Below are 24,720 nucleotides of genomic sequence, written 5' to 3'. Positions count from 1 at the left end.
CCGCTTTTTTCTTGCCTTTTGTTCAGGCCCTCGCATGCGACGATATGATCGCTTGCGAAAAGCCAGCGGCGCTTCGTAGAAGGAAGCGCAACTATTTCGGGGGAGACCATGACTATCGATCTCAAGGGCCGCATCGCTCTCGTTACCGGCGCTTCGCGCGGCATCGGCTATTTCACGGCGCTGGAACTCGCCAGGGCCGGCGCGCATGTCATCGCCTGCGCCCGCACGGTGGGTGGCCTTGAGGAGCTGGACGACGCCATCAAGGCCGTCGGCGGCACGGCGACGCTGGTTCCCTTCGATCTCTCCGACATGAAAGCCATCGATGCGCTGGGCGCAAATATCTTCGAGCGCTGGGGCAAGCTCGATATTCTGGTTGCCAATGCCGGCGTTCTCGGCGTCATCTCGCCGGTTGGCCATATCGAGGCGAAAGTCTTCGAAAGGGTCATGAACATCAATGTCACCGCCACCTGGCGGCTGATCCGCTCGGTCGAACCGCTGCTTCTGAAATCGGACGCCGGCCGCGCGCTGATCCTGTCTTCGGGCGCCGCCCATAGCTGTCGCCCCTTCTGGGGTGTCTATTCCACCTCCAAGGCGGCAGTCGAAGCGCTGGCCCGCACCTGGGCGGCGGAAACGCAGAAGAGCGCGCTTCGCGTCAACAGCATCAATCCCGGTGCGACACGCACGGCGATGCGTGCGCAGGCCATGCCCGGCGAAGACCCGGCTACCGTGCCGCATCCATCGGAGGTGGCCGCAGCCATTCTTCCGCTCGCCTCGCCTGATCTCACCGAAACCGGCAAACTCTTCCTTGTGCGCGAAGGAAAGTTCGTGGATTACCGCCAGCCGGAGTGAATATTTTCCGCTCCGGGCAGCGATAAGGCCACCACGGTTGCTCTTGACCGGGCCGCACCGCCGCGCCATAAAGCAAGATATGAGAACGATGATCTGCACCTGCTGCTGAGATTTTTTTTGCTGGTTCGCCACCGGCCAGATCGTTTTCGTCTCCCGCAAGGTCAAGAAAGATAAACGTTCCGGCCAGGACAATATTCTGCCTTTAGGGAACTGCCGCATGTCCTTGCGCCTGAAATTTCACAATACACTCACACGCGAAAAAGCGGAATTTGCACCGATCGACGCTGACAATGTGCGCATGTATGTCTGCGGCCCGACGGTTTATGATTTTGCCCATATCGGCAATGCGCGCCCGGTCATCGTGTTCGATGTTCTCTACCGGCTGCTGCGCCACGTCTTTGGCGAAGACCATGTGACCTATGCCCGCAACATCACCGATCTCGACGACAAGATCAACGCGCGGGCGTTGCGCGACTATCCGCATCTGCCTCTGAACGAGGCCATCCACGCGGTGACGAAAAAAACCGCCGACCAGTTCCATGAGGATGTGGCCATGCTCGGCTGCCTTCCGCCGACCGTCGAACCGCGCGCCACCGATTATATTGCCGAGATGATCGATCTCATCGAAAAACTGATCGCCCGCGGCCATGCCTATACGGCGGGCGGCGAGGTGCTGTTCGACACCCGCTCGATGGCCGATTATGGCCAGCTTTCCAAGCGGCCGCTGGACGAACAACAGGCCGGCGCACGCGTGGCGGTGGAAGCCCACAAGAAGACCCCCGGCGATTTCGTACTGTGGAAACTGTCCTCGGATAATGAACCGGGCTGGGAAAGCCCGTGGGGCCGCGGCCGTCCGGGCTGGCACATCGAATGCTCGGCCATGGCCGGTCGCTACCTCGGCGAGGTCTTCGATATTCACGGCGGCGGGCTCGACCTCATCTTCCCGCACCACGAGAACGAAATTGCGCAATCGCGTTGCGCCAACGGCACGCATGTCATGGCCAATGTGTGGATGCATAACGGCTTCGTGCAGGTGGAAGGCCGCAAGATGTCGAAGTCCGAGGGCAACTTCGTGACGATCTACGAATTGCTGCACACGGAGAAATTCGGCGACCGGAAATGGCCGGGCGAGGTTCTGCGCCTTGCCATGCTGATGACGCATTATCGCGAGCCGATCGATTTTTCGGTGAAGCGTCTGGAAGAGGCCGAACGCCTGCTCGCCAAATGGCCGGCGGCGGAAGCCTCCGATGCAGCACCGGATGACACCGTGCTCGAAGCGCTTGCCGACGATCTCAACACGGTTGCCGCCGTGCAGGCGCTGCATGCGCTGGCGCACGCCGCCAACACCGATCCATCCAGGCTGCCCGCCTTTGCGGCGAGTGCCGCCCTGCTGGGTGTCTTGCCGAAGAAGGCGGAAATGGATGAGGCCATCGTTTCGGCCGTCGATGCGCTGGTGGAATTGCGTCTGGAAATGCTGAAGGCGAAGAACTTTGCGGAAGCGGATCGTTTGCGCGATGAGCTTTCCGAGAAGGGCATTCAGTTGAAGGATGGCAAGGACAAGGAGACCGGGGAGCGGACGACGACGTGGGAGTTGAAGCGGTAGGCTCCGCGTTCGGGGCTCACCCCCCTCTGCCCTGCCGGGCATCTCCCCCTCAAGGGGGGAGATCAGCTAGAAGCACTACCTCAACTTCACTCGCAAACTGCGAGAGAGTCGAGAGCTCGCCACAGATCGATCTCCCCCCTTGAGGGGGAGATGCCCGGCAGGGCAGAGGGGGGTAAGCCCCACGACACGCCCTTGCTTTCGACCACGCCATGTTCCAATCTCGCGGCACCCCATCAAGCCGCGAGCATCCTGTGCCCCACGCCAAGGTCAATCCTCAACATCGGTCGCATGCCCGGCAGATGCGAAAGGCCATGACCGATGCAGAACTGAAGTTCTGGAACGCCGTCCGCGCTCACCGCCTTGACGGCCTGTCTTTCAGACGCCAGCTGCCGGTTGCCGGATATATCGTTGATTTCGCTTGCCCCTCGCATAAGATCATTATCGAACTGGACGGCTTTCAGCACGCGGACGACGCTGCGGCAGCCTATGACCAAGAGAGAACACGCACGTTTGAGGAACTTGGCTGGACAGTCCTCCGTTTCTGGAACGAGGATATCCTCAAAGACATCGACAATGTCTGTCTCCACATTATCCGAACGGTGAAGGAGGACCGAGCATGACGACATATACCGGCGGATGCCAGTGCGGCGCGATCCGTTTTCGCGCCTCCGGGGAACTGAAAGACAGTTCCATATGCCATTGCCGCATGTGCCAGAAGGCTTTCGGGGCCTATTACGCGCCGCTGGTTTCGGTGCGCGGCGTGGAGTTTGAATGGACCCGGGGAGAGCCGAAACGCTTCCAGTCCTCCAGCGTCGTCAAGCGCGGTTTCTGCCCCGAATGCGGAACGCCGCTGACCTATGAGGCGCCTGACGGCGTGGCGGTGGCGGCCGGGGCTTTTGACGATCCCGCCGCGTTGCCGCCGACCATTCAGTGGGGCGTTGAACGCAAGATCGATTTCGTCGACACGCTTCACACGCTGCCTGCCGTTGCCACCGAGGACGACCTGACGCAGGTGGATTACCTCGCCGATCTCGTTTCCTACCAGCATCCCGACCACGACACCGAAAACTGGCCACCGGAGAAGAAATGATGAGCAAAGCGGGATTTTCCGGCGGTTGCCAATGCGGCGCCGTGCGTTTCCATGCGGGCAAGCTTGGCCGGGCCTCCATCTGCCATTGCCGCATGTGCCAGAAACATTTCGGCAATTTCTTCGGCGCGCTGGTCAGCGCCGATCAGGCGCATCTGACCTGGACACGCGGCCAGCCGTCCCTCTTCCGCTCCTCGGGAAAAATCCATCGCGGTTTCTGCAACAAATGCGGCACGCCGCTGACCTATCATTATCCCGGCGGCGTGGAGATCGCCATCGGCGCTTTCGATGAGCCGGAGCGGATCGAGCCGCAGGTGCAGGTCAATTTCCACAAACGCATGCCGTGGATCGAGCAGCTCTTCGGCAAGCCGGCCGTGGAACAGGGCGTGGACGAGGCGGAAATCACCTCCTATCAGCACCCGGATCACGACACGCAGGTCTGGCCGCCGGAAGACGAGCGCGCATGAGCGGGGCCGAGGGTTTCAGCGGCGGATGCCAATGCGGCGCGGTGCGTTATCGGATAGGGGGCGGTCTTCGTTATCCGCATCTGTGCCATTGCCGCATGTGCCAGAAGGCATCTGGCAATTATTTCATGCCGCTTGCCGCAAGTGCGCTTACGCAGTTTGAAATGACCCGTGGCGAAGCAGCGTGGTTCCAGTCCTCCGATCACGTGCGTCGCGGCTTCTGCGGCAGATGCGGCACGCCGTTGTTCTACGACATGCCGGGCGCGGATTTCATCAATATCACCCTCGGCTCGCTGGACGAGCCGCAGCGGGTAAGGCCCGAGGCGCAATCCAATCTCAGCAGCAAGATGCAATGGTTCGGCGCACTCGATGGCTTGCCGGTGGAGCCGGAACCTGCAACGGATAACCCTCCCCCTCGGGTGAACAATTGCCAGCACCCGGACCATGATACGGCCGAATGGCCAGCGAAGGACGATGACCCATGAGCGAAGAATTGCGCGGCCTTTACCCCGAGATCGAACCTTTCGAGACCGGCATGCTCGATGTCGGCGACGGCCACACGATCTATTGGGAGCGGGTGGGCACGCGCGGTGGAAAACCGGCGGTATTCCTGCATGGCGGTCCCGGCGGCGGGGTGAACCCCACGCATCGCCGCGTCTTCGATCCCGCCCTTTACGACGTCATCCTGTTCGATCAGCGCGGCTGCGGCCGCTCCACGCCGCATGCGGAGCTTGAGGCCAACACCACATGGCATCTCGTTGCCGATATCGAAAGGCTGCGCGCGCTTTGCGGCTTCGAGAAATGGCTGGTTTTCGGCGGCTCCTGGGGCTCGACGCTGGCGCTCGCCTATGCCGAGACCCATCCCGACTGCGTCAGCGAACTGGTTCTGCGCGGCATCTACACCGTCACCAGACCGGAACTGGACTGGTACTACCAGTTCGGCGTTTCCGAAATGTATCCGGATCAGTGGGAAAAATTCATCGCGCCCATCCCGCAGGCCGAACGCGGCGAGATGATGCAGGCCTATAACCGCTATCTCACCGGCGCCGACGAGGCAAAGAAACTCGAATGCGCCAAGGCATGGAGCCAGTGGGAAGGGGCGACCATCTCGCTCGTCAGCGATCCCGACCGGATCGAGGATTTCGGCGAGGATAAATACGCCATCGCTTTCGCCCGCATCGAGAACCACTTCTTCGTCAATGGCGGCTGGCTGGAGGAAGGCCAATTGCTGCGCGACGCCGGCAAACTGAAAGATATTCCCGGCGTCATCGTGCATGGGCGTTATGACATGCCCTGCCCGCTGAAATATGCCTGGCAGCTGGCCAAGGCCTGGCCGAAGGCGGATTTCCACATCATCGAGGCGGCCGGACACGCGATGAGCGAGCCGGGCATTCTTGATCAACTGATCCGCGCCAACGACCGTTTTGCCGGGAAATAACCAGTCCTTTCAGCGCCTTGCAACGGCCGGATAAGACAATGATTCACGCGGGGCTTCCTGCGTGAATCATTTCCTCCTGTCGCAGGGCAGCCCATTTCAAGGGCAGCGCGCCTTTTATTCATGCAGTTTTTCGCATGAACCCTTCACGGAAATGAATTGGCCGCCACTGTGGCGATCCGTTATAAAACGCCATCCGAACAATTGGCGGTACTCCCCATGGCACTCGACAAATCGCTCCCGGCCCAGGAGGGCGGCGACAGCGCGCGCGGTTTTGCTTTCGCGCTTTCCGCTTATCTGCTCTGGGGGTTCCTTCCCTTTTACATGAAGGCGGTTGCGCATATTTCGCCGATCGAGGTCATCGTCCATCGCGTCGTCTGGTCGGTGCCGATTGCGGCGGTCGTGCTGATTGCGCTCGGACGCACGGCGGAAATCAGAACCGCGCTCAGAACCCCGAAGATGCTGGCAATGGCCAGCCTGACGGCCATCCTCATCAGCATCAACTGGGGCGTCTATATCTGGGCTATCGGCGCAGGCCGCGCGCTCGATGCCGCCCTTGGCTACTTCATCAATCCGCTGTTCAGCATTTTCCTCGGCGCTGTTCTCCTCAAGGAAAAGCTTTATCCGGCGCAGATCGCCGCCATCGGCCTTGTGGCGCTGGCGGTTGCCATCCTCACCTGGCATGCGGGCAGCCTGCCCTGGGTGTCCATCGCACTCACCGTGTCCTGGGGTTTTTACGCCTTTTTCCGCAAGACTTTGCCGATTGGCGCGACGCAGGGCTTCCTGCTGGAAGTCATGCTTCTGTCCATCCCCGCCGTACTGGTGATGATCTGGCTCGCCTTCAACGGACAGGCGCATTTCATGGGCGGCAATTCCGCCGATACCTGGCTTCTGGCGACAAGCGGGCTCATCACGGCCGTGCCGCTTATCCTCTATGGCAATGGCGCGAAATTGCTGCGGCTGTCGACCATCGGCATCATGCAATATATCGCGCCGACGATGATCTTCCTCATCGCCATCTTCGTCTTCAAGGAGCCGTTCGACATGGTGCGCATGGCCGCCTTTGCGATGATCTGGGTGGCGCTGGCGATCTATACCGGCTCCAGCCTGCTGCGGCTCAAGCGGTAATCAGAGCCGCTTACCTCATGCCTTTGCTCATCACGGGAATGGGGAGAAGTGGCGTCAATAATCCACCAGCAATTGCGGGTTGGCATCGTAACCGAAACGCGGTTTGACGCCGAGAAGACCTGCCGTCTGGGCGATGATTTCGCGAGTCATGGGGGCTGCGGTGGAGGCCGCCGTGCGCCCGCCGTTCACCCCGGTTCTCGGGGCGTCGATCATCGTCAGCACGACATATTTCGGCTTGTGCATGGGAAAACCGGCCACGAAGGCGTTGAAATTGATATCCTTGGCGTAACGGCCATTGATCACCTTGTCGGCGGTTCCGGTCTTGCCGCCCACATGAAATCCCTCCACCTGCGCGCCACGGCCGGAACCCTTGATGCCGTTCCAGTTGAACAGGTAACGCATATCGGCGCTCGTCCTGTCGTTGATGACGGTGCGCGCGACCGATGCGGCAGCCTCTTTCGAACGCGGCAGGAAGGTCGGCGAAATCAGGTTGCCGCCATTGATCAGCGCGGCAGCGGCCACCGCCGTCTGCAACGGGGTGGTGGCGACGCCGTGGCCGAAGGAGATGGTGACGGAATTGATCTTCTTCCAGTTTCTCGGCTGGGTGGGTGTCGCCACCCCCGGCATTTCCGTGTCCATTCTGGTAAGCAGCCCGAGCTTCGTCAGGAACTGCTGATGGCCTTCGACGCCGACCCTGTCGGCCACCGCCGCCGTGCCGATATTCGATGAATATTGAAACACTTCCGGAATGGAGAGCGGCCGGTTCCGGCCCTTGAAATCCTTGATGGTGAAGCCGCCCATGCGGATCGGCCGCGACGCATCCACCACCGAACTCAGCGTGATCGCCCCGGCATCCAGCCCCATGGCGAGCGTAAAGCTCTTGAAGGTGGAGCCCATTTCGAATGTGGCGTTGCTCATCCGGTTGAACCAGCCCTTTTCGTACTCCTTGTCGATGCTGCCATCGGCAAGGGTGCGGGAAGGCTCGTTCGGATCGTAATCCGGCACGGAGGCCATGGCCAGCACCTCGCCCGTCTCCACATCGAGGATCACCGAACCTGCCGCTTCGGCCTGATAGGCGCTTTTCGCCTTCACGACCACTTCGCGGACGATGTTCTGTACCCTGAGATCGATGGAGAGACGCACCGGCTCCAGCGGCGCGCCGCTGGCAAGACCCACGGCGCGCAGATCGGCCAGGCCCTGCTGGTCGAGGTAACGCTCCATGCCGGCAAGCCCCTGATTGTCGACATTGACGTGGCCGATAATGTGCGAAGCGGTGGGGCCGCCCGGATAAAACCTTCGCTTTTCCGGCCGGAAGCCGATGCCCGGTATGCCGAGATTGAGAATATCCGCCTGCTGCCGGGGCGTCAGCTGCCGTCGCAGCCACTGAAAGCCGGTATCCGAGCGCAATCTTCGGTGCGTTTCACGCCAGTCGAGATTGGGAATGACGGTCGCGAGTTTCTCCACCACCTCATCCGGATCGACGATCCGGCGCGGATCCGCATAAAGCGAGACCATGTTGAGATCGGTCGCCAGAAGCGTGCCGTTGCGATCGACAATATCCGGCCGGGAGGCGACGGCGTTGGCACCGGTATTGATCCATGCGGTCGCCACCGGTTCGGCAAGACCGTATTGGACGAGACGCGCGGCGACGACGCCATAGATGGCGACGAAGACGGCGATCACGATGCCGAGCCTCATGCGCGCATCGACCCTGCGGCGGGCGGCGGAACCGAGGAGTGCCTCCCTGCCCTGCGCGGAATTTCTCTGAATAATAAAATGCGCCCGGCTTTTGAGCCGCACCACAAAAGCAATCATTTCCCGATGACACCCACTCTCATGGCGGCGAAACGAATTCCGCGACAACCAACGCCTTATTGAGGCTGGCACAGGATCAGTCGTGGGGCCATGAAAAGAGCGGGCGGAACGATGCCGCCGTTAAATCTGTATTAATATACACTTAAAATTGTAACGAGCCGTGAGGCGGCCGTTAACGATCGTCACGCCGATCAGGATGAACAGACCGGGATTTAAGGCGAAAACCGCTTACGCTTTTCGCCATCCCGGCCTAGAGGCGGGAAATCACCGAAGGATCGCCTTCCGGGTTCTGCTGCGCCAGCGCCCGGTCGATGATGGCCGGCACGATATCCTTCACCTCGTCGATGACGAGCGGGTTGAGAAGATGCGCGCGGTGGATGAAACCCTGGTCGCGCATGTGCTGCACCAGTTCCAGCATCGGGTTCCAGAAACCGTTGATATTGGCGAAGACCATCGGCTTTGCATGGCGGCCGAGCTGCGCCCAGGTCATGATCTCGACGATCTCCTCCAGCGTGCCGACACCGCCCGGCAATGTCACGAAGGCATCGGAGCGCTCGAACATCATATGTTTGCGCTCATGCATGTCCTTGGTGATGACAAGCTCGTTCAATTGTCCGAGAGAATGGCGCGTCGCCTCCATATCGACCAGAAATTCCGGTATGATGCCGGTCACTTCGCCGCCATTGGAAAGAACGCCGCTGGCAACCGCGCCCATGATGCCCTTGGTGCCGCCGCCATAGACGAGGCGAATGCCGTTTTCGGCAATGGATTTCCCAAGCGCGCGGCCCGCCTCCATATGGGCCGGATCACGTCCGGGCTGGGAGCCGCAATAAACGCAGATGGATCGAATCGCTGTATTTTTGTCCGTCATGAAGGGAAGGAACTATGTGCGATGCGGCACGTCAAGAAAATTTGGGAAATCCCTTGCAAATATGGCCTTTTGGCCACTCGCCGCTTGTCTGGCGCAAGGTAAGACGCTAGCAATCTCAACTCGTGTGAAAAGCTTGAAATACCCGGAGATTCCAGGATGAAAAACAATAAGGCCGGTTTGCTGGCGCTGATCGTGCTGGGCGTTGCGTCCCTGCTCATGATCTTTTTCGTCCTGCCGCGGATTTCAAACGACGGCAAACCGATCGGCGACGCTATCAACGAGGCCGGCAACGCCGTGAAGAACAGCGTTGAAATGGGCGCCGACAAGGCGGGCGACATTCTCTCCGACGCCGCCGAGGAAACCGCCAATATCGCCGACAAGGTCGGGCGGCGGGCGGCTTCCGCCACCCAGTCGATCAAGGATCTGACGACGCTTTTCGCCGATAGCAAGGTTCCCTCCGACGCCGATTTCGCGGCGGCGCGCAAGAAGGTCGAGACCTCGCTCAAGGAACTGACGAATATCGAAATCCCAGAGTCGCTGGACGAAACGACGTCGCGCCTCATCACTACCGCCCGCACGGCCGCCGAACGCACCACGGCGTTCCTGCGCGGCCTGCCCGACAATGCGGCGGCGGCGGCGGCACAGGTGCGTCGTCTGGCAGGCGTTTTCGCCGGCACCGACGATGGCGCGCCCGAACCGGCAAAACCGGCCGCAGCACCCGCCGATGCGGCACAATCGTCTGCCGCCACGCCAACTTTCGACGTGCTGCGCGTCGAGCCGGACGGTTCGGCCGTGATTGCCGGCAAGGCACAGCCCGGCGCAAAGCTCGAAATCTTGAGCAACGGCAAGGTGGTCGCCCAAACGACCATCGACGGCACCGGCGATTTCGCCGCCGTTTTCGACAATCCGCTTCCCCCGGGCGATCACGAGCTGGTGCTGCGTTCGACCGATGCCAGCGGCAAGGCGACGCAATCCGAAGAAGTGGCCACGGTTTCCGTGCCTGACGGCAAGACGGGCGAGCTTCTGGCCATGGTTTCCAAACCCGGCAAAGCAAGCCGCGTGCTGGCCATGCCGGAGGCGGCTCCTCCGGCGCTTCAGCCGCAAGCCGCGCCGTCGCAACAGCCTGCGGCAACATCCGAAACCAGCGCCAACACCGCTTCCGCACCGCTCGCCGGTACTGCGGTTCCGTCCGCTACGGCTCCGCTGACGTCGAGCGTTCAGGTCACTGCCGTCGAGTTCGAGGGATCGAAGATTTTCGTCGCGGGTTCCGCACCTACCGGTTCAACGGTACGCGCACTGGTCGATGACAGGGAAATCGGCAAGAGCATCACGGAAGCCTCCGGCCATTTCGTCGTCGAAGGCGATGTCGATCTTAGCGTCGGCAGCCACATCATCACGGTCGAGGAACTGAATGCCGACGGCACCGCGAAGGTGCGTGTGCGCGTTCCCTTCGAGCGGCCGCAGACCGACCAGGCAACCGTCGCCATGCAGACACCGTCCGCTTCGTCGTCAGCGACAACGACTGCGGCGCCTGCCGAAAACCAGAGCACGGCAAGCGACCGCGCCGCTTTCGAAAAGCTGCGCGCCGATGTCGCCAAGGCCTTCGGCATTCTTTCCAATCTCTACAAGGATCAGGCTACGCCGGCGCTCGATCAGGCCATTGCCGGCCGCTCCGCCGTCGTCATCGGTCTCAAGTCGCTTTCGGAATTCCGCACCGCAGCCGCGACCGAACCCGCCTTCACCGCTTTTGCGGGCGATATTACCGCCAAAGCGCGTCAGTTGCTGACATCGGTTGAAGCATGGCCGAACGATGTGGCGGCAATCGGCAAGGGTATCGCCTCGCTGGCAAGCCGGTTGGCGGAACTCCACATCACAGCACCCGCTGCTCCCGCGCCACAGGCGCCCGCCGGCCCGCAGACCTTCGAGCAGGCGCCGCTTGCCGAGAGCCAGAACAGCGTCATCATCCGCCGTGGCGATACGCTGTGGCAGATTTCCCGTCGCGTCTACGGTCAGGGCGTGCGTTACACCACGATCTACCTTGCCAACGAAGATCAGATCAAAAACCCCGATCTGATCGAGCCCGGCCAGATTTTCGGCGTGCCGAAAGAGGCGCTGCCGAATGCGGAAGAACTTCACCGCAAGCGGCTGAAGGGCGGCTCCTGAGCATTTGAAGCGTTGCGGTGAACCCGCAACGACCCTATCTGTGACACGTGCGGCGGCTTGACCAAAGCCGCCGCCCTGCTGTCGGCTTCCGGCAGTGACCGGAGCGAATGATGGCCACGAAGAAAAAAACCATTTCGGCGGATTCCAGCAATCCCACCCAGACGCTGATCAATCTCTGGCCCTATATGTGGCCGGAGGGACGGTGGGACCTGAAGATGCGGGTGATCTGGGCCACCGTGTACCTGATCGTCGCCAAGCTGGTGCTGATCTCCGTTCCCTATTTCTTCAAATGGGCGACCGATGCGCTGAACGGCCGGCTGGACATGGCCGGGCTTGTTCCCGCCTTCCTGCTCGGCGCCGTCGCGCTGGTGATCGCCTATAATCTGACGCGGCTGATCCAGGTGGGGCTCAACCAGCTGCGCGATTCGCTTTTCGCCAGCGTCGGCCAGCATGCGGTGCGCCAGCTCGCCTACAGGACCTTCGTGCACATGCACCGGCTTTCGCTGCGGTTCCATCTGGAGCGCAAGACCGGCGGGCTATCGCGGGTCATCGAGCGCGGCACCAAGGGCATCGAAACCATTGTCCGTTTCACCATTCTCAACACCGCGCCGACCTTCATCGAATTCCTGCTGACGGCGATCATCTTCTGGGCCTCCTACGGTTTTTCCTATGTGCTCGTCACGGTCATCACGGTCTGGGCGTATATCTGGTTCACCGTGCGGGCCAGCAACTGGCGCATCGGCATTCGCCGCGCCATGAACGACAGCGATACCGACGCCAATACCAAGGCGATCGACTCGCTTCTGAATTTCGAAACCGTCAAATATTTCGGCAATGAGGAGATGGAGGCGCGGCGTTTCGACGTCGCCATGGAGCGTTACGAAAAATCGGCGATCTCGATCTGGACCTCGCTCGGCTGGCTGAACTTCGGCCAGGGCGTGATCTTCGGCATCGGCTCCACCGTCATGATGGTAATGTCGGCGCTTGCCGTGCAGCGCGGCGAACAAACCATCGGCGATTTCGTCTTCGTCAATGCGTTGCTGCTGCAGCTTTCGGTGCCGCTCAATTTCATCGGTTTCGTCTATCGCGAAATCCGCCAGGGTCTGACCGACATCGAACAGATGTTCGATCTTCTGGAGGTGGAGGCGGAAGTCACCGACAGGCCGGATGCAAAGCCGCTCGCAGCCGGACCGGGCGCGATCTCCTTCCGCGACGTGCATTTCGCCTATGACCCCGAAAGACCGATCCTGAAGGGTGTTTCCTTCGACGTGCCGGCCGGCAAGACGGTGGCCATCGTCGGCCCTTCGGGTGCGGGAAAATCGACGATCTCGCGGCTGCTTTATCGTTTCTACGATATTCAGGAAGGCTCCGTCACCGTCGACGGGCAGGATATTCGCGATGTGACGCAGAAGAGCCTGCGCTCGGTGATCGGCATGGTGCCGCAGGATACGGTGCTTTTCAACGACACGCTCGCCTACAACATCCGTTATGGCCGCCCCTCGGCCACCGACGAGGAACTGAGGGCGGCGGCGGATGCCGCGCAGATCAGCGCCTTCATCGGCAAGCTGCCGGAAGGTTACGCCACCATGGTCGGCGAACGCGGTCTGAAGCTTTCCGGCGGGGAAAAACAGCGCGTGGCGATTGCCCGTACCATCCTCAAAGCTCCGCCGATCCTCATTCTCGACGAGGCGACTTCGGCGCTCGATACGCATACGGAACAGGAAATCCAGAGCGCGCTCGACATCGTCTCGAAGAACCGCACGACGCTGGTTATCGCCCACCGCCTTTCCACCGTCATCGGCGCGGATGAGATCATCGTGTTGAAGGAAGGGCAGATCGCCGAACGCGGCACGCACAGCTCGCTGATGGGGCAGAACGGCCTCTACGCTTCGATGTGGAGCCGCCAGCGCGAGGCGATCCGGGCCGAGGAAATGCTGCGCCATGTGCGCGAAACCGACGATCTGGGTGTCATCGACCGCGGGGAACCCGCCCATTGATGGGTATAGCCGGGGTAACAGGGCCGACGGGCGCACCCCACCATTGCCGGGCGGCCCTTTTGGCTGTAACCAGCTAGGCAAAATTTGTCGCATTGCCGTTTGGATCGTGTCGTATCACGACCACATATAGACGCGACAGACGGAAACCGGAGCAAGGAATCTCATGAATCTGTTCGACACCATTCGCAACACCATCGTACCGATCCACAAGGAAGGTTATGTCTTTGTGGCGGCCTTCTTCGTCGCATCGCTGGTGCTCGGCTGGATCGCCGAACCGCTGTTCTGGGTCGGCCTGGTGCTGACGGCCTGGTGCGCCTATTTCTTCCGCGATCCCGAGCGCGTCACGCCGCAGGATGACGACCTCATCATCAGCCCGGCCGATGGCAAGGTTTCCGCCGTGCAGAGCGTCGTTCCGCCGCTGGAGCTGGAACTCGGCAAGGAGCCGCTGGTGCGCATCTCGGTGTTCATGAACGTGTTCAACTGCCATGTGAACCGTTCGCCGGTGCGCGGCCGCATCGTCAATGTCGCCTACCGTCCCGGCCTCTTTCTCAATGCCGAAGTAGACAAGGCTTCCGAAGACAATGAGCGCAACGGCCTCGTCATCGAGACGTCGCACGGCAAGGTCGGCGTGGTGCAGATCGCCGGCATGGTTGCACGCCGCATCGTCTGCTGGGTAAAGCCGAATGAACCAGTCGATGCCGGTGAGCGTTTCGGTCTTATCCGTTTCGGTTCGCGCCTCGATATCTTCCTTCCCGCAGGTTTCGAGCCGCGTGTATCGGTCGGCCAGACGGCGATTGCCGGTGAAACCGTGCTTGCCGAATTCGGCTCCGCCAAGGGTCCGGTCGTCAGCCGCCGTGGCTGACGGAAACAGGAAGGGCATGCGCATGGAAACGCCGATCGCCGAGCCGCAACAGAACGGCAAACCCGAGGGCCGCAGCGACAGCGGCCGTGGACCGCGGCTGAGGGAAATTCCCTTTCGCCTCGTCGTTCCCAATCTCATCACCGTTCTGGCCATCTGTGCGGGCCTGAGCGGCGTGCGTCTTGCCATCGAGGGTCGCTTCGAGCTGGCCGTCGGCATGGTGCTGCTGGCCGCCTTCCTCGACGGCATAGACGGGCGCATCGCCCGCATGATGAAGGCGACGTCCAAATTCGGCGAGCAGATGGATTCGCTGGCCGATATCGTCAATTTCGGTGTCGCCCCTGCGCTGGTGGTCTATGCCTACCTTCTCGACCAGGCGCGCTCCATCGGCTGGATCGCCGCCCTGATTTACGTCATCGCCGCCGGCCTGCGTCTGGCGCGTTTCAACGTCATGATCGAGCGGCCGGTGAAGGCGCCCTGGCAGAATGAGTTCTTCGTAGGCGTTCCCGCCCCGATGGGCGCCATGCTGGTGCTGCTGCCGGTTTATCTCGGTTTCCTCGGCGTCGAGCCGGACAAGCCCTTCGCTTATGTCGCCGCCGCCTATACCGTGCTGATCGGTTATCTCCTCATCAGCCGCCTGCCGGTCTGGTCGGGGAAATCGGGCACCAGCCGCATTCGCCGCGATCTGGTGCTGCCGATGATCCTCGTCGTCGTGCTCTATGTGGCGATGCTGATGAGCTTCACCTGGGAAGTTCTGGTTCTGACGGTTGCCGCCTATCTCATCTTCATTCCCATCAGCGCCCGCCTCTGGCATCGCCGCTACGGCACGCTGACCATCGAGGAAGACGTGCATGACGACGCCAATGGCGGCAACGGCCTCGATCGCGGCATTTAAAACCGCAGGTTTATTTTTTCTCGCACAAGCCGGCGCAGGATGTGACGCAAAATGTCGCAGCCTGAAAAGCCGGCTTCGTTTTTCTTCGCCTCGAATCCGTCAAGATTAGCCGCGAAAGAAGTGGCTCACACGCATCGCAACGGCGATTGGCGTGAATTGTGGAGAGAGAGAAATGACGAACGAGACGAAGGCGCAGCCGCAGGCGAAGCCCGACCTCAACAGCCACTACCGCCCGCTCGGACTGAAGGCCGTTGCGGCCGCAGCCCTGATGCTGAAGCGCAAGCCTGCCGCCAAAACCGCCTGAAAATATTCGATTTTTTTGATTTTTCGAATTTTGCAGACTGTCCGGAAAACGGAACGTTCCCGAAGGAAAATCGACAATCACGCGGCGCCTTTTCCGGGCGCCGTTTTTGTTTCAAACACTGCCGCTAAACTGCAGAGCGTCAGTCTTTCATAAAATCGGCAGCATTCTGTAACGAAGCTGCAACGAAAGTGTAGTAAAAAGCTCGCCTTCCACAAGAAGGCTATACGAACACCGACGTATAGATTAGTGAATACAAAAGAACTTTTCTATTCCGCATTTTTTTCCACAACAATGCATAAGCCGGCTTTCGAATCCGCAGACACGCGGATGACGAATATTCGGCGTTGAGGGAAGATTGTGAAGACAGGCCAGGGGGGCTTGGGACGGCCATGCAGGATAAAATCCTTCTGATTGAAGATTCCGTTGCTCTTTCCATGCTGCTGAAGACGCGGCTTTCGGAAGAAACGGAAGCCGAGGTCGTCCATTGCGACAGCATGGCCGCGGCCGATACCCTCATGCAGGCCCATAATTTCACGCTGGCGCTGACAGGCCTTAACCTGCCCGATGCGCCGAAGGGCGAGATTCTCGCACTTCTATCCGAGCGCAAGGTGCCGGCCATCGTTTTCACCGCCACGGTGGATGAGGAGGCGCGCAAGCGCTACGCCGAAAAGAAGATCATTGATTACATCGTCAAGGACGGCCATCGCACAGTGGATGCAGTGGTCAGAACGGTCCAGCGGATTTTGAGCAACAAGCTCTTCTCCGTTCTGGTCGTCGATGATGTGCGCACAGCCCGTTCCGGTCTCGTGGAAATTCTGGAGCGGCAAAATTTCAGGGTCAGCGAGGCCCATTCCGGCAAGCAGGCGCTGGAAATACTGTCGCAGGATCCGACGATCCAGCTTGTCATCACCGACTACCATATGCCCGATATGGACGGCTATGAGCTGACGCGCCGCATCCGTGACAGCCGGTCCTCCGAAGATTTGCGGGTGATCGGCATATCGTCCTCCACAGACCGGTTGCTTTCGGCAAGCTTCCTGAAGGCTGGCGCCTCGGATTTCGTCTACCGCCCCTTCGTGCCGGAAGAATTGCAGTGCCGTATCGATAACAATATCGAGACGTTGAAGCAGCTCAAACGCCTGCGCGAACTGGCCGAACGCGACCATCTTACCGGCCTGCCGAACCGCCGCTCCTTCTTCGAGCGCACACGCGCGCTGATGGATGTCATCAATGGCAATGACGAGAGCGGCGCCGTCGCCATTCTCGACATCGACCATTTCAAGAAGATCAACGACACGCTGGGCCACGATGCCGGCGACAGGGCGCTGAAAAAACTGGCCGAACTGCTGCATGACATGTGCGGCGAGCAACGCCACATTCCCGCCCGCCTTGGCGGCGAGGAGTTTGCCGTGTTTCTGCGCGGGCTGGATGCGCGCGCCGCCTATCAGTTCTGCGAGGAGCTGCGCGGACAGGTGGAAAAGAACGGCCGGCAGCTGAGCGGCAGCAGCCTCGCCCTGACGATTTCGCTCGGCGTCGTGGAAATCGAAAAGGGCGAACCCTTCGACAACCAGCTGAATGCCGCGGACCAGTTGCTCTATCTCGCCAAGGCGAATGGCCGTAACCGCGTTTATTCCGACATCATGATCCAGGAAGGCCTGCAGAAGATCGGGCGGAACGGCTGAGTTTTCTGAACAAGATAGTCTTGCGTGGGATCGAGCGCGTGCCGCTTGTTTCTTCTCCCCGCCGGGGAGAAGGTCGCGGCAGCGGGATGAGGGGGCAAGCTCTCCGCATGTCTGTTCCGTAGCCCCCTCATCTGACCCTTCGGGCCATCTTCTCCCCGGCGGGGAGAAGAAATATGCGGCGACTTCCAGCTCAAACGATTATGCGCAAATGTGAAGAACATTCTTCAAAACAGCGACATCTGCCCTTCGTCCTTCGCCGGCTTGATCTTCGCCAGCGGCGCGCTTTCCGGCACCGGCTCGATGAGATCCGCGCCGACATTGGCGACCTTGTTGACCTTGTCCGATACCGGGATCATCTCGAAAAAATCATCCTGAACCGGCCGCATCAGATCGGCGACCTCGCGCGGCTCCTGGGTCTTGCAATCCAGCCAGCGGCTGAAATCCTCGGGCGCGATGACAACAGGCATGCGGTCGTGAATACGGCCGATCGCGGCATTGGCGGCGGTGGTGAGGATCGCGCCGGTATCGACCTCCGAGCCATCGGCGGAAGACCAGGTTTCCATGAGACCGGCGAAGGCGACGATGCCGCCGCTTTTCGGGCGGATGAAATAAGGCTGCGGTTTGCCGCCCTCCTCCTTCGGCGGGCGTCGCCATTCGTAAAAGCCGGTGGCGGGAACGAGGACGCGGCGATGGCGCATGGCGGCGCGGAAGGAGGCCTTGCCGATGGCGGTTTCCGACCGCGCATTGATGAGCAGCGGAAAATCCTTCGGATCCTTCACCCAGCCCGGCAGAAAACCCCAGCGGACCAGCACGGCCCGGCGATTGGGCAGGTTGCTGCCGCGCTCCTGTCGTTCGCCCTCCATCACGACCAGAATGGGCTGCGTCGGCGCGATGTTGAAACGGGCGGGAAAATCCTCAAGGCCGATCAGATCGAGATAATCGGCGATCTCTTCCGGCGTCGCCTTCAGCACGAAACGTCCGCACATGGCCTTCTCCTTGAGCATTGTTCACCGGAAATGTTCTAGGCCCTTGGCCCGAACAGGATGATGGCGGTACCGGCAAGGCAGACGGCGCCGCCGGCAATATCCCACCGGTCCGGCGCATGGCCTTCCACGCCCCAGAGCCAGAAGAGCGAAGCGGCAATGTAAATCCCGCCATAGGCGGCATAGGCCCTGCCCGCCGCCTCTGTCGGAACCAGCGTCAGAAGCCACGCGAAAGCGGCCAGCGCCACCATGCCGGGCAGCAATATCCACCCGGTCTTGCCGAGTTTCAGCCAGGCCCAGAAGGAAAAGCAGCCGGCAATTTCGGCAAGAGCCGCCAGGACATAGATAAGATAGACCTTCATTCCACCGTCTTTAACATGCACAATCGCGCCCGTTCCGGACTATAAGCATCGGCACGGAAACCGGAATCGATTTTTCCGAGCCACGTACCACTATAGACAGGCCGGCAACGGCCGAAACAAGCGAAACCATTCATGACCCTCCGTATCAAGCCCCGCCCCGCCTCCTCCGCCATTGTCAGGAACGGCGACCGGCTGCTTCTCGTGCGCCGCATCAACCCGCCTTCCAAGGACATGTTCGCCTTTCCGGGTGGTCGCGGCGAAGACGGCGAAACGCCGGCCGAGACGGCGCTGCGTGAATTGCACGAGGAAACCGGCATCGTGGCGCGCCGGCCGCAGCTTTTCGCGACATACGATCTTCCCTCCCGCGACGCCGAAGGGGTGTTGACGAGCCACTATTTCCTGTCGGTCTTCACCGTGGAAACCGATGCCGATCCGCTCGTGACTGTCGGTGACGATGCGGCGGATGCGGGCTGGTACACATTGGCGGAAATCCGCCTTCTGCCGGCGCCCGAAAGCGTCGTCGAATGCGCCGAACGCCTGCTTGCATGATTGCCAGCCAGCCAGAATCGCTATTATCTAGGGCTGATCCGCCCGCCGGATGGTCACGAGCCAACAGTTCACGAGTATGTGTGGGGCAGAATAGAATTTTGATACGGCCAACCATCTTCCTGTCTCTTTTTCTGACAATGCTTGCCACCGCCGGGCAGCAGGGCATCGCTTATGCGCAGCCTTCAAAACCCGGTTCCGAGGTGCGTCCGGCGGAAGCCGCGCCGCCCAAGCCCGCCCCTTATGACGACAAGCTCGCACGGCTGTCGGAGATACTGGGCGCGGTGCAATATCTCAGAACCCTGTGCCCTTCTTCCGGACCGGAGGACTGGCGCAGATCGATGAGCGATCTTCTGGCTGCGGACACGGCCAACGAACCTGAACGACGTCAGCGCATGACGGCTGCATTCAACCGTGGATACCGCTCCTTTGCGGCCATCCACACCAGTTGCACACGCGCCGCCATCATGGCAGAAGAGAACTACCGTAACGAAGGGGCAACACTCGCGCAGGAAATCGCGTCCCGGTTCGGAAATTAGAGGATTATTAACCTCTTTTCGCCGCAGGCCGTGCCGTTTTGATAAAAGGCTGCTAGTGTTGTTAACAGGGTGGTAAGGACTTGCCCGCCCTGTCGAGGATGAAAGATGCAGACAAGCCGTAACGAAATCGACGATATGATCGTGCATGAAAAGATGCAGGTCGCTCTGGAACACCAGAACGAGGCATGGGCTGACGGCATGGCCGACGGCATCGAGCCGGAGATCATCGCCGATGCCGCCATCGCTCTGGCCATGCGCGAAACCATCCGTATCCATGGCGAGGCCGGCGCTGAAGCAATGCTGGAATCGCTGCGCCAGCGCATGCTTCAGGGCGAATTTTCGCCGCAGCGGGTAATACAGTAAAGCCGGGGTCTATCATGTCTTGCCTGAGCAAGGGGCTTTTGCGCTCTTCCGCCCTGCTGTCCATCCTGCTTGCCCTGACCGCCGGGCCGATTGGCATGCCAGGCCGCGCCTTTGCCCTTTCCGAGCTGAAGCCGGCGCAGAACACCGAAAGCGAGCCGAAGGCTGAGAATGGCGGTGAGCCGCAGCAGGCCCAGCCTGCCGAGCCGGACGAGATCGAAGGCGATTCGGAAGGCATTCCCCTGCCCGACCCGCTGGTGGACCGTTCCGCCAATCAGGCGAACCAGCAATCCTCCAAGCCCGACAACACGCCGGAAATGTCCGTGGTGATCGAGCACGATATTTCCAAGGCGCCGGAACCCGTGCGCAAGCTGCGCCAGCAGATCATCGATGCCGCCGCCTCCGGCGATATCGAAAAGCTGCGGCCCTTCATCGCCGCCGGCCAGAAAGAATTCCGCATCGACGGCAATGACGGCGAAGACCCGATTGCGGCGCTGAAAAGCTATTCCGGCGATCCTGACGGGCTGGAAGTGCTGGCGATCATCATCGACCTGCTATCGACCGGTTATGCCCATATCGATGCCGGCACGCCTGACGAAGCCTATGTTTTCCCTTATTTCGCCGGAAAGCCGCTGAATACGCTGACTGCGCCGGAAAAGGTGGAGCTTCTGCGCATCATCACGGCGGGCGATCTGGCCGACATGCAGGAATATGGCAATTACAGCTTCTACCGGGTCGGCATTTCGCCCGATGGCAAGTGGAAGTTCTTCACCGCCGGCGATTGATCGCATCGCGGTGCTTGCCGTTCTCTGGCAAAAATCCTAACTGTGCGGAATGAGCATTCCGGCAAAGCGCATCTGCTTTTTGCCGGAGATCACAGAGTCTCGACGAACCGAACGGTGACGCCATGCCTTCCGCCCTTCTTGCCGACCGCCGCCTGATCCGGGTTTCCGGCACCGGCGCCGAGGAATTTCTGAACAACCTCATCACCGCAGATGTTGAAAACCTGCCGGAAGGCGAAGCACGGGCCGCAGCCCTTCTGACGCCGCAGGGCAAGATCCTGTTCGATTTCCTGATCTGGCGCGATGGTGGCGATTATCTGATCGAAACGGGCGCCGCCGAACAGGACGCGCTGCTGCGCCGCCTGACCATGTACAAGCTGCGCGCACCGGTCGATCTCAAAGCCGAGACGGTCGAAGGCGTGAGCGTTTTCTGGAACGGGACTGCGCCGACGGCAGGCATCAAAGACGGCCGTTTCGCCAAGGCCGGCATCGATCTTTACCGTATACCGGGCGCATCCGCATCCGGCGACAGCGCGGGCTATGATGCGCTCCGTATCGAGCATGGCATTGCCGAATCCGGTCGGGATTATGCGCTGCAGGATGCTTTTCCCCATGACGTGCTGATGGATGTGAATGACGGTGTTTCCTTTAAGAAGGGCTGCTTTGTCGGTCAGGAAGTCGTCTCGCGCATGAAACATCGCGGCACGGCAAGACGCCGCGTCGTCACCGTTTCGGCCGAAGGCGCGCTTCCCGCCAGTGGGACGGAGATTACCGCCGATGGAAAACCGGTCGGCACGCTCGGAACCGTTTGCGGCAACAGGGCGCTTGCCATCGTTCGGATCGACCGCATTGCCGATGCGCTCGCATCCGGCACGCCGCTTCTGGCGGAGACTGTTCCCGTGACCGTGGCCCTGCCCGCCTGGAGCGGCCTTTCCTTCCCGGCGGCCGATCCGGCAGCGCGGGCGGAGGACTGAGAGTGGCTCCTGCAAAAAGCCCGCGCGCCTGGCAGCGCATGCTGTCCGGCAGGCGGCTCGATCTGCTCGATCCTTCGCCGCTCGATGTGGAAATCGCCGATATCGCCCATGGCCTTGCCCGCGTCGCCCGCTGGAACGGCCAGACGCGCGGCGACCACGCCTTTTCCGTCGCCCAGCATTGCCTCATCGTCGAAACCATCTTCTGTCGCATGTGCACAAGCGCGACGCCTGATGACATGCAGATGGCGCTTCTGCACGATGCGCCGGAATATGTCATCGGCGACATGATCTCGCCGTTCAAATCCGTGGTCGGCGGCGGTTACAAGACCGTGGAAAAACGGCTGGAAGCCGCCGTGCATCTGCGTTTCGGCCTGCCGCCGCATGCATCGCGCGAATTGAAGGACCGCATCAAGAAGGCCGATACGGTCGCCGCCTTTTTCGAGGCGACGGAGCTTGCCGGTTTTTCCACCGCCGAGGCGCAGAAGTTCTTCGGCCTGCCGCGCGGCATTACCCGCGACATGTTCGACATGACGCCCCTGCCCTCAACCGAAGCGCAAAAGCTGTTCATCGAACGTTTCGAGGCGATCGAGGCGATGCGTGCCGTCAAAACGGGGAGTGCGACATGACGGCCATTGTCGTATCGCCACTGTCGCGGATCGCGGAGATGGCCGTCAAACACAAGGCCCGCGAAATGGTGACGCTGATCGCCAAAGAGCAGTCCTTTCACCGCCCCGCCGTCATTGCCGCAGACCGGCATCTGACGCTTGCCATGAACGACATCGCATTCAAGGGCACCGCCGATCTCATCGCGCCTGACGATGCACATGTGCTGAAACTGCTCGATTTTGCCCGCGAATGGGACCAGTCCGCGCCGCTGCTCATCCATTGCTGGATGGGCGTTTCCCGCTCACCCGCCGCCGCCGTCATCGCCGCGCTCAGCCTTTATCCGGATCAGGATGAGATGGAACTTGCGCTGCGCCTGCGCGCCGTCTCGCCCTATGCCACGCCCAATGCCCGCATCATCGCCATCGGCGACCGTCTGCTCGGGCGCGAGGGCAGGCTGGTGGCGGCGATCAAAAAAATCGGCAGGGGCGCGGATACGGATGGTAACGTGCCTTTCGTGCTGCCGCTTGGCAACTGAGGCCGTTTTGGCGGAACCCTCAAGGCGTCCAGTCGTTACCAACCCTGAAGAGCAATGAAAATCACAGGATAATTCATGGAACAACAGGCAACGGATATCATCGTCGCATCGCAGGCGGCGTTGCAGCAGGCAAGCGCGCTTGCGGTGCAATATTCCTTCTCGGTCGTCGGTGCGCTTCTGCTGCTGATCATCGGCTGGCTGGCCGCCACCTTCCTGCAACGCTGGGCATTTCAGGGCCTGTCGCGCATTCGCGGTTTCGATGCGACACTCGCCGGCTTCTTCGCCGGCGCCATCCGCTATGTGGTTCTCATTCTGGTGCTGGTCATGGTGCTTGGCCAGTTCGGGGTGCAGACCGCCTCCATCCTCGCCGCCCTTGGCGCCGCCGGTCTGGCCATCGGCCTTGCGTTGCAGGGCACGCTGCAAAATATTGCCGCCGGCATCATGCTTCTGGTGCTGCGCCCCTTCCGCGTCGGCGAATATATCGAGACCAGCACGGTCAACGGCACGGTGATCGAGATCGGGCTGTTTGCGACCGAGCTGAAGACCAGCGACGGACTTTACCGTCTCGCGCCCAACTCCACGCTCTGGAACGTGCCGATCACCAATTACAGCCGCTTTCCCTCGCGCCGTCACGAACTCAGCCTGACGGTCAAGAATGACGAGGATCTGGCGGCCGCACAGGATATGCTGATGAAAGTCGTGCGTTCGGAGAGCCGGGTTTTGCTGGACCCCGCCCCCGTCACCTTCGTCGATTCGGTCAGCGCCGACAGCGCCACCGTCAAATTGCGCTACTGGGTGCGCAGCGACACTTATTTCGCGACGACCCGCGACGTGACGAAAGCCATGAAACTCGCCTTCGACGAGCGCAAGGCGGAATTGAGCGCCCAGCCGGCCTGAGACCGCACGTCTCCCCTTTTTTCAAGCGCGGTGGCTGCAACAGCCATCGCGCTTTTTCGTTGCGCCACGTTGGAGCGCACACTTGCATCCCGCGAACGCGGCCTCTATAGGTCGATACGTAATGTTATTACGTAACTATCTTTATCGATATGAGAGGGCCGAAACAATGCAGAAGATACTCACCCGCGTCACCGGCGCCGTCGCACTTGGTTCCCTGCTGTTGGCGGCGACCGCGGCAATGGCTGCCGGTGGCGACAAATCCGCAGCCCACAGCCACGACCATGGGCACGATCACGGCCACCAGATGACCGAGGCTGAAAAGCAGATCTACAAGGGTTATTTCGAGGATGCGCAGGTGAAGACGCGCACGCTTTCCGACTGGGAAGGCGACTGGCAGTCGGTCTATCCCTACCTGCTGAACGGCTCGCTCGATTCCATCATGGCCGAAAAGGCAGCGCATGGCGACAAGACGGCGGCGGAGTACCGTGCCTATTACGAAATCGGTTACAAGACCGATGTGAACCGCATCGTCATCAAGAGCGACAGCGTGGCGTTTTATAAGGACGGCAAACCCGCTGAAGGCACCTATGTCAGCGATGGCCATGAAATCCTGACCTACAAGAAGGGCAATCGCGGTGTCCGCTACATCTTCAAGAAAACCGGCGGCGACGAGGCCGCGCCGCAATTCATCCAGTTCAGCGACCACTCCATCGCCCCGGTCAAAGCGGGCCACTACCATCTCTACTGGGGCAACGACCGCAAGGCATTGCTGGACGAAGTGACCAATTGGCCGACCTACTACCCGTTCCTGATGGATGGCGGCGATATTGTGGAAGAAATGGCGGCGCATTGAGAGCGCCCGGATGCGAGAAAGACGCCCTGCCATTGCGCAGGGCGATCGCATTCAGCCAGAGGCCACGCCTGCCCACCTCGGCAAGAAACACCACTGCAAGAGCCGGATGCGAGGCTCTTGCAGGCTCTGGA

At 60.9% G+C, this 24,720-nt stretch carries 27 protein-coding genes; 23 read left to right on the top strand and 4 right to left on the bottom strand.

Going from position 1 to position 24,720, the window contains the following annotated elements; genetic code table 11:
* Nucleotides 1-108 precede the first annotated feature (108 nt).
* The 8 genes from ACQZ5N_RS00200 to rarD all read left to right on the top strand — a co-directional run bounded on the left by ACQZ5N_RS00200 (nucleotide 109) and on the right by rarD (nucleotide 6,566).
* Nucleotides 109-849, top strand: a complete 741-nt coding sequence (locus ACQZ5N_RS00200; RefSeq protein WP_003520702.1) for an SDR family NAD(P)-dependent oxidoreductase — start codon at nucleotides 109-111, stop codon at nucleotides 847-849.
* Between the two features lie 217 nt (nucleotides 850-1,066).
* The gene (gene cysS, locus ACQZ5N_RS00195; RefSeq protein WP_448731760.1) at nucleotides 1,067-2,452 is read left to right on the top strand and encodes a cysteine--tRNA ligase; all 1,386 of its coding nucleotides are present in this window, start codon (nucleotides 1,067-1,069) and stop codon (nucleotides 2,450-2,452) included.
* A gap of 311 nt (nucleotides 2,453-2,763) precedes the next feature.
* Nucleotides 2,764-3,072 carry an endonuclease domain-containing protein gene (locus ACQZ5N_RS00190; RefSeq protein ID WP_448731759.1) on the top strand — a complete coding sequence of 103 codons (309 nt, stop codon included), beginning with the start codon at nucleotides 2,764-2,766 and terminating at the stop codon, nucleotides 3,070-3,072.
* Nucleotides 3,069-3,542 (top strand): GFA family protein, encoded by a 474-nt coding sequence (locus ACQZ5N_RS00185; protein WP_065654104.1) that lies wholly within the window; start codon nucleotides 3,069-3,071, stop codon nucleotides 3,540-3,542. The genes ACQZ5N_RS00190 and ACQZ5N_RS00185 overlap by 4 nt, the downstream gene beginning before the upstream one ends.
* On the top strand, nucleotides 3,542-4,006 hold the full coding sequence (locus tag ACQZ5N_RS00180; protein WP_448731758.1) for a GFA family protein: 465 nt from the start codon (nucleotides 3,542-3,544) through the stop codon (nucleotides 4,004-4,006). The genes ACQZ5N_RS00185 and ACQZ5N_RS00180 overlap by 1 nt, the downstream gene beginning before the upstream one ends.
* On the top strand, nucleotides 4,003-4,488 hold the full coding sequence (locus ACQZ5N_RS00175) for a GFA family protein (RefSeq protein WP_448731757.1): 486 nt from the start codon (nucleotides 4,003-4,005) through the stop codon (nucleotides 4,486-4,488). The genes ACQZ5N_RS00180 and ACQZ5N_RS00175 overlap by 4 nt, the downstream gene beginning before the upstream one ends.
* A complete protein-coding gene (gene pip, locus ACQZ5N_RS00170; RefSeq protein ID WP_448731756.1) occupies nucleotides 4,485-5,441 on the top strand; it encodes a prolyl aminopeptidase in 957 nt (318 codons plus the stop codon). The genes ACQZ5N_RS00175 and pip overlap by 4 nt, the downstream gene beginning before the upstream one ends.
* Before the next feature lie 216 nt (nucleotides 5,442-5,657).
* The gene (gene rarD / locus ACQZ5N_RS00165; RefSeq protein ID WP_035237103.1) at nucleotides 5,658-6,566 is read left to right on the top strand and encodes an EamA family transporter RarD; all 909 of its coding nucleotides are present in this window, start codon (nucleotides 5,658-5,660) and stop codon (nucleotides 6,564-6,566) included.
* Nucleotides 6,567-6,620: 54 nt separating this feature from the next.
* Here rarD and ACQZ5N_RS00160 read toward each other — a convergent pair whose 3' ends face one another.
* Together ACQZ5N_RS00160 and ACQZ5N_RS00155 are read right to left on the bottom strand one after the other, a co-directional pair.
* Nucleotides 6,621-8,381: a peptidoglycan D,D-transpeptidase FtsI family protein gene (locus tag ACQZ5N_RS00160; RefSeq protein WP_448731755.1), complete on the bottom strand. Its 1,761-nt coding sequence runs from the start codon at nucleotides 8,379-8,381 to the stop codon at nucleotides 6,621-6,623.
* A 250-nt stretch (nucleotides 8,382-8,631) separates the two neighbouring features.
* The gene (locus ACQZ5N_RS00155; protein WP_003520687.1) at nucleotides 8,632-9,252 is read right to left on the bottom strand and encodes an LOG family protein; all 621 of its coding nucleotides are present in this window, start codon (nucleotides 9,250-9,252) and stop codon (nucleotides 8,632-8,634) included.
* 156 nt (nucleotides 9,253-9,408) lie between these two features.
* Here ACQZ5N_RS00155 and ACQZ5N_RS00150 point away from each other — a divergent pair, with 156 nt between their 5' ends.
* The 6 genes from ACQZ5N_RS00150 to ACQZ5N_RS00125 all read left to right on the top strand — a co-directional run bounded on the left by ACQZ5N_RS00150 (nucleotide 9,409) and on the right by ACQZ5N_RS00125 (nucleotide 17,152).
* Nucleotides 9,409-11,415, top strand: coding sequence for a LysM peptidoglycan-binding domain-containing protein (locus ACQZ5N_RS00150; protein ID WP_448731754.1), 2,007 nt, complete (start codon nucleotides 9,409-9,411; stop codon nucleotides 11,413-11,415).
* Nucleotides 11,416-11,525: 110 nt separating this feature from the next.
* Nucleotides 11,526-13,412 (top strand): ABCB family ABC transporter ATP-binding protein/permease, encoded by a 1,887-nt coding sequence (locus tag ACQZ5N_RS00145; protein ID WP_020809120.1) that lies wholly within the window; start codon nucleotides 11,526-11,528, stop codon nucleotides 13,410-13,412.
* Between the two features lie 163 nt (nucleotides 13,413-13,575).
* A complete protein-coding gene (locus tag ACQZ5N_RS00140; RefSeq protein ID WP_003520681.1) occupies nucleotides 13,576-14,274 on the top strand; it encodes a phosphatidylserine decarboxylase in 699 nt (232 codons plus the stop codon).
* A gap of 22 nt (nucleotides 14,275-14,296) precedes the next feature.
* Nucleotides 14,297-15,166 (top strand): CDP-diacylglycerol--serine O-phosphatidyltransferase, encoded by an 870-nt coding sequence (gene pssA, locus ACQZ5N_RS00135; RefSeq protein ID WP_269830734.1) that lies wholly within the window; start codon nucleotides 14,297-14,299, stop codon nucleotides 15,164-15,166.
* Between the two features lie 172 nt (nucleotides 15,167-15,338).
* A complete protein-coding gene (locus tag ACQZ5N_RS00130) occupies nucleotides 15,339-15,470 on the top strand; it encodes a hypothetical protein (protein ID WP_003496883.1) in 132 nt (43 codons plus the stop codon).
* A gap of 389 nt (nucleotides 15,471-15,859) precedes the next feature.
* Complete coding sequence (locus ACQZ5N_RS00125) at nucleotides 15,860-17,152, top strand: GGDEF domain-containing response regulator (RefSeq protein WP_020811513.1); 1,293 nt, start codon at nucleotides 15,860-15,862, stop codon at nucleotides 17,150-17,152.
* Between the two features lie 224 nt (nucleotides 17,153-17,376).
* Here ACQZ5N_RS00125 and ACQZ5N_RS00120 read toward each other — a convergent pair whose 3' ends face one another.
* Both ACQZ5N_RS00120 and ACQZ5N_RS00115 read right to left on the bottom strand, forming a co-directional pair.
* Nucleotides 17,377-18,138 (bottom strand): SOS response-associated peptidase, encoded by a 762-nt coding sequence (locus tag ACQZ5N_RS00120; RefSeq protein ID WP_020811514.1) that lies wholly within the window; start codon nucleotides 18,136-18,138, stop codon nucleotides 17,377-17,379.
* Nucleotides 18,139-18,173: 35 nt separating this feature from the next.
* Nucleotides 18,174-18,497: a YnfA family protein gene (locus ACQZ5N_RS00115; protein WP_031234127.1), complete on the bottom strand. Its 324-nt coding sequence runs from the start codon at nucleotides 18,495-18,497 to the stop codon at nucleotides 18,174-18,176.
* A 132-nt stretch (nucleotides 18,498-18,629) separates the two neighbouring features.
* Here ACQZ5N_RS00115 and ACQZ5N_RS00110 point away from each other — a divergent pair, with 132 nt between their 5' ends.
* The 9 genes from ACQZ5N_RS00110 to ACQZ5N_RS00070 all read left to right on the top strand — a co-directional run bounded on the left by ACQZ5N_RS00110 (nucleotide 18,630) and on the right by ACQZ5N_RS00070 (nucleotide 24,589).
* Nucleotides 18,630-19,046 (top strand): NUDIX hydrolase, encoded by a 417-nt coding sequence (locus ACQZ5N_RS00110; RefSeq protein WP_003520673.1) that lies wholly within the window; start codon nucleotides 18,630-18,632, stop codon nucleotides 19,044-19,046.
* Nucleotides 19,047-19,144: 98 nt separating this feature from the next.
* A complete protein-coding gene (locus ACQZ5N_RS00105; protein ID WP_080852380.1) occupies nucleotides 19,145-19,582 on the top strand; it encodes a TIGR02301 family protein in 438 nt (145 codons plus the stop codon).
* Between the two features lie 105 nt (nucleotides 19,583-19,687).
* Entirely contained in the window at nucleotides 19,688-19,945 is a 258-nt protein-coding gene (locus ACQZ5N_RS00100) for a hypothetical protein (RefSeq protein WP_003501987.1), read from the top strand.
* 14 nt (nucleotides 19,946-19,959) lie between these two features.
* Entirely contained in the window at nucleotides 19,960-20,727 is a 768-nt protein-coding gene (locus ACQZ5N_RS00095) for a hypothetical protein (RefSeq protein ID WP_142778972.1), read from the top strand.
* Nucleotides 20,728-20,849: 122 nt separating this feature from the next.
* A complete protein-coding gene (gene ygfZ / locus ACQZ5N_RS00090) occupies nucleotides 20,850-21,698 on the top strand; it encodes a CAF17-like 4Fe-4S cluster assembly/insertion protein YgfZ (RefSeq protein WP_448731753.1) in 849 nt (282 codons plus the stop codon).
* A 2-nt stretch (nucleotides 21,699-21,700) separates the two neighbouring features.
* Nucleotides 21,701-22,324, top strand: a complete 624-nt coding sequence (locus ACQZ5N_RS00085; RefSeq protein WP_448731752.1) for a YfbR-like 5'-deoxynucleotidase — start codon at nucleotides 21,701-21,703, stop codon at nucleotides 22,322-22,324.
* Nucleotides 22,321-22,839 carry a tyrosine phosphatase family protein gene (locus ACQZ5N_RS00080; protein WP_448731751.1) on the top strand — a complete coding sequence of 173 codons (519 nt, stop codon included), beginning with the start codon at nucleotides 22,321-22,323 and terminating at the stop codon, nucleotides 22,837-22,839. The genes ACQZ5N_RS00085 and ACQZ5N_RS00080 overlap by 4 nt, the downstream gene beginning before the upstream one ends.
* Before the next feature lie 75 nt (nucleotides 22,840-22,914).
* Nucleotides 22,915-23,736 carry a mechanosensitive ion channel family protein gene (locus tag ACQZ5N_RS00075; RefSeq protein WP_448731750.1) on the top strand — a complete coding sequence of 274 codons (822 nt, stop codon included), beginning with the start codon at nucleotides 22,915-22,917 and terminating at the stop codon, nucleotides 23,734-23,736.
* Between the two features lie 166 nt (nucleotides 23,737-23,902).
* Complete coding sequence (locus tag ACQZ5N_RS00070) at nucleotides 23,903-24,589, top strand: metal-binding protein ZinT (protein WP_448731749.1); 687 nt, start codon at nucleotides 23,903-23,905, stop codon at nucleotides 24,587-24,589.
* The last annotated feature ends 131 nt before the right edge of the window (nucleotides 24,590-24,720 follow it).

The sequence above is a fragment of the Agrobacterium sp. 22-221-1 genome (assembly GCF_053522445.1).
Note: the sequence above shows the minus strand (reverse complement) of the source record. Positions and strands in the feature narration are given on the sequence as shown.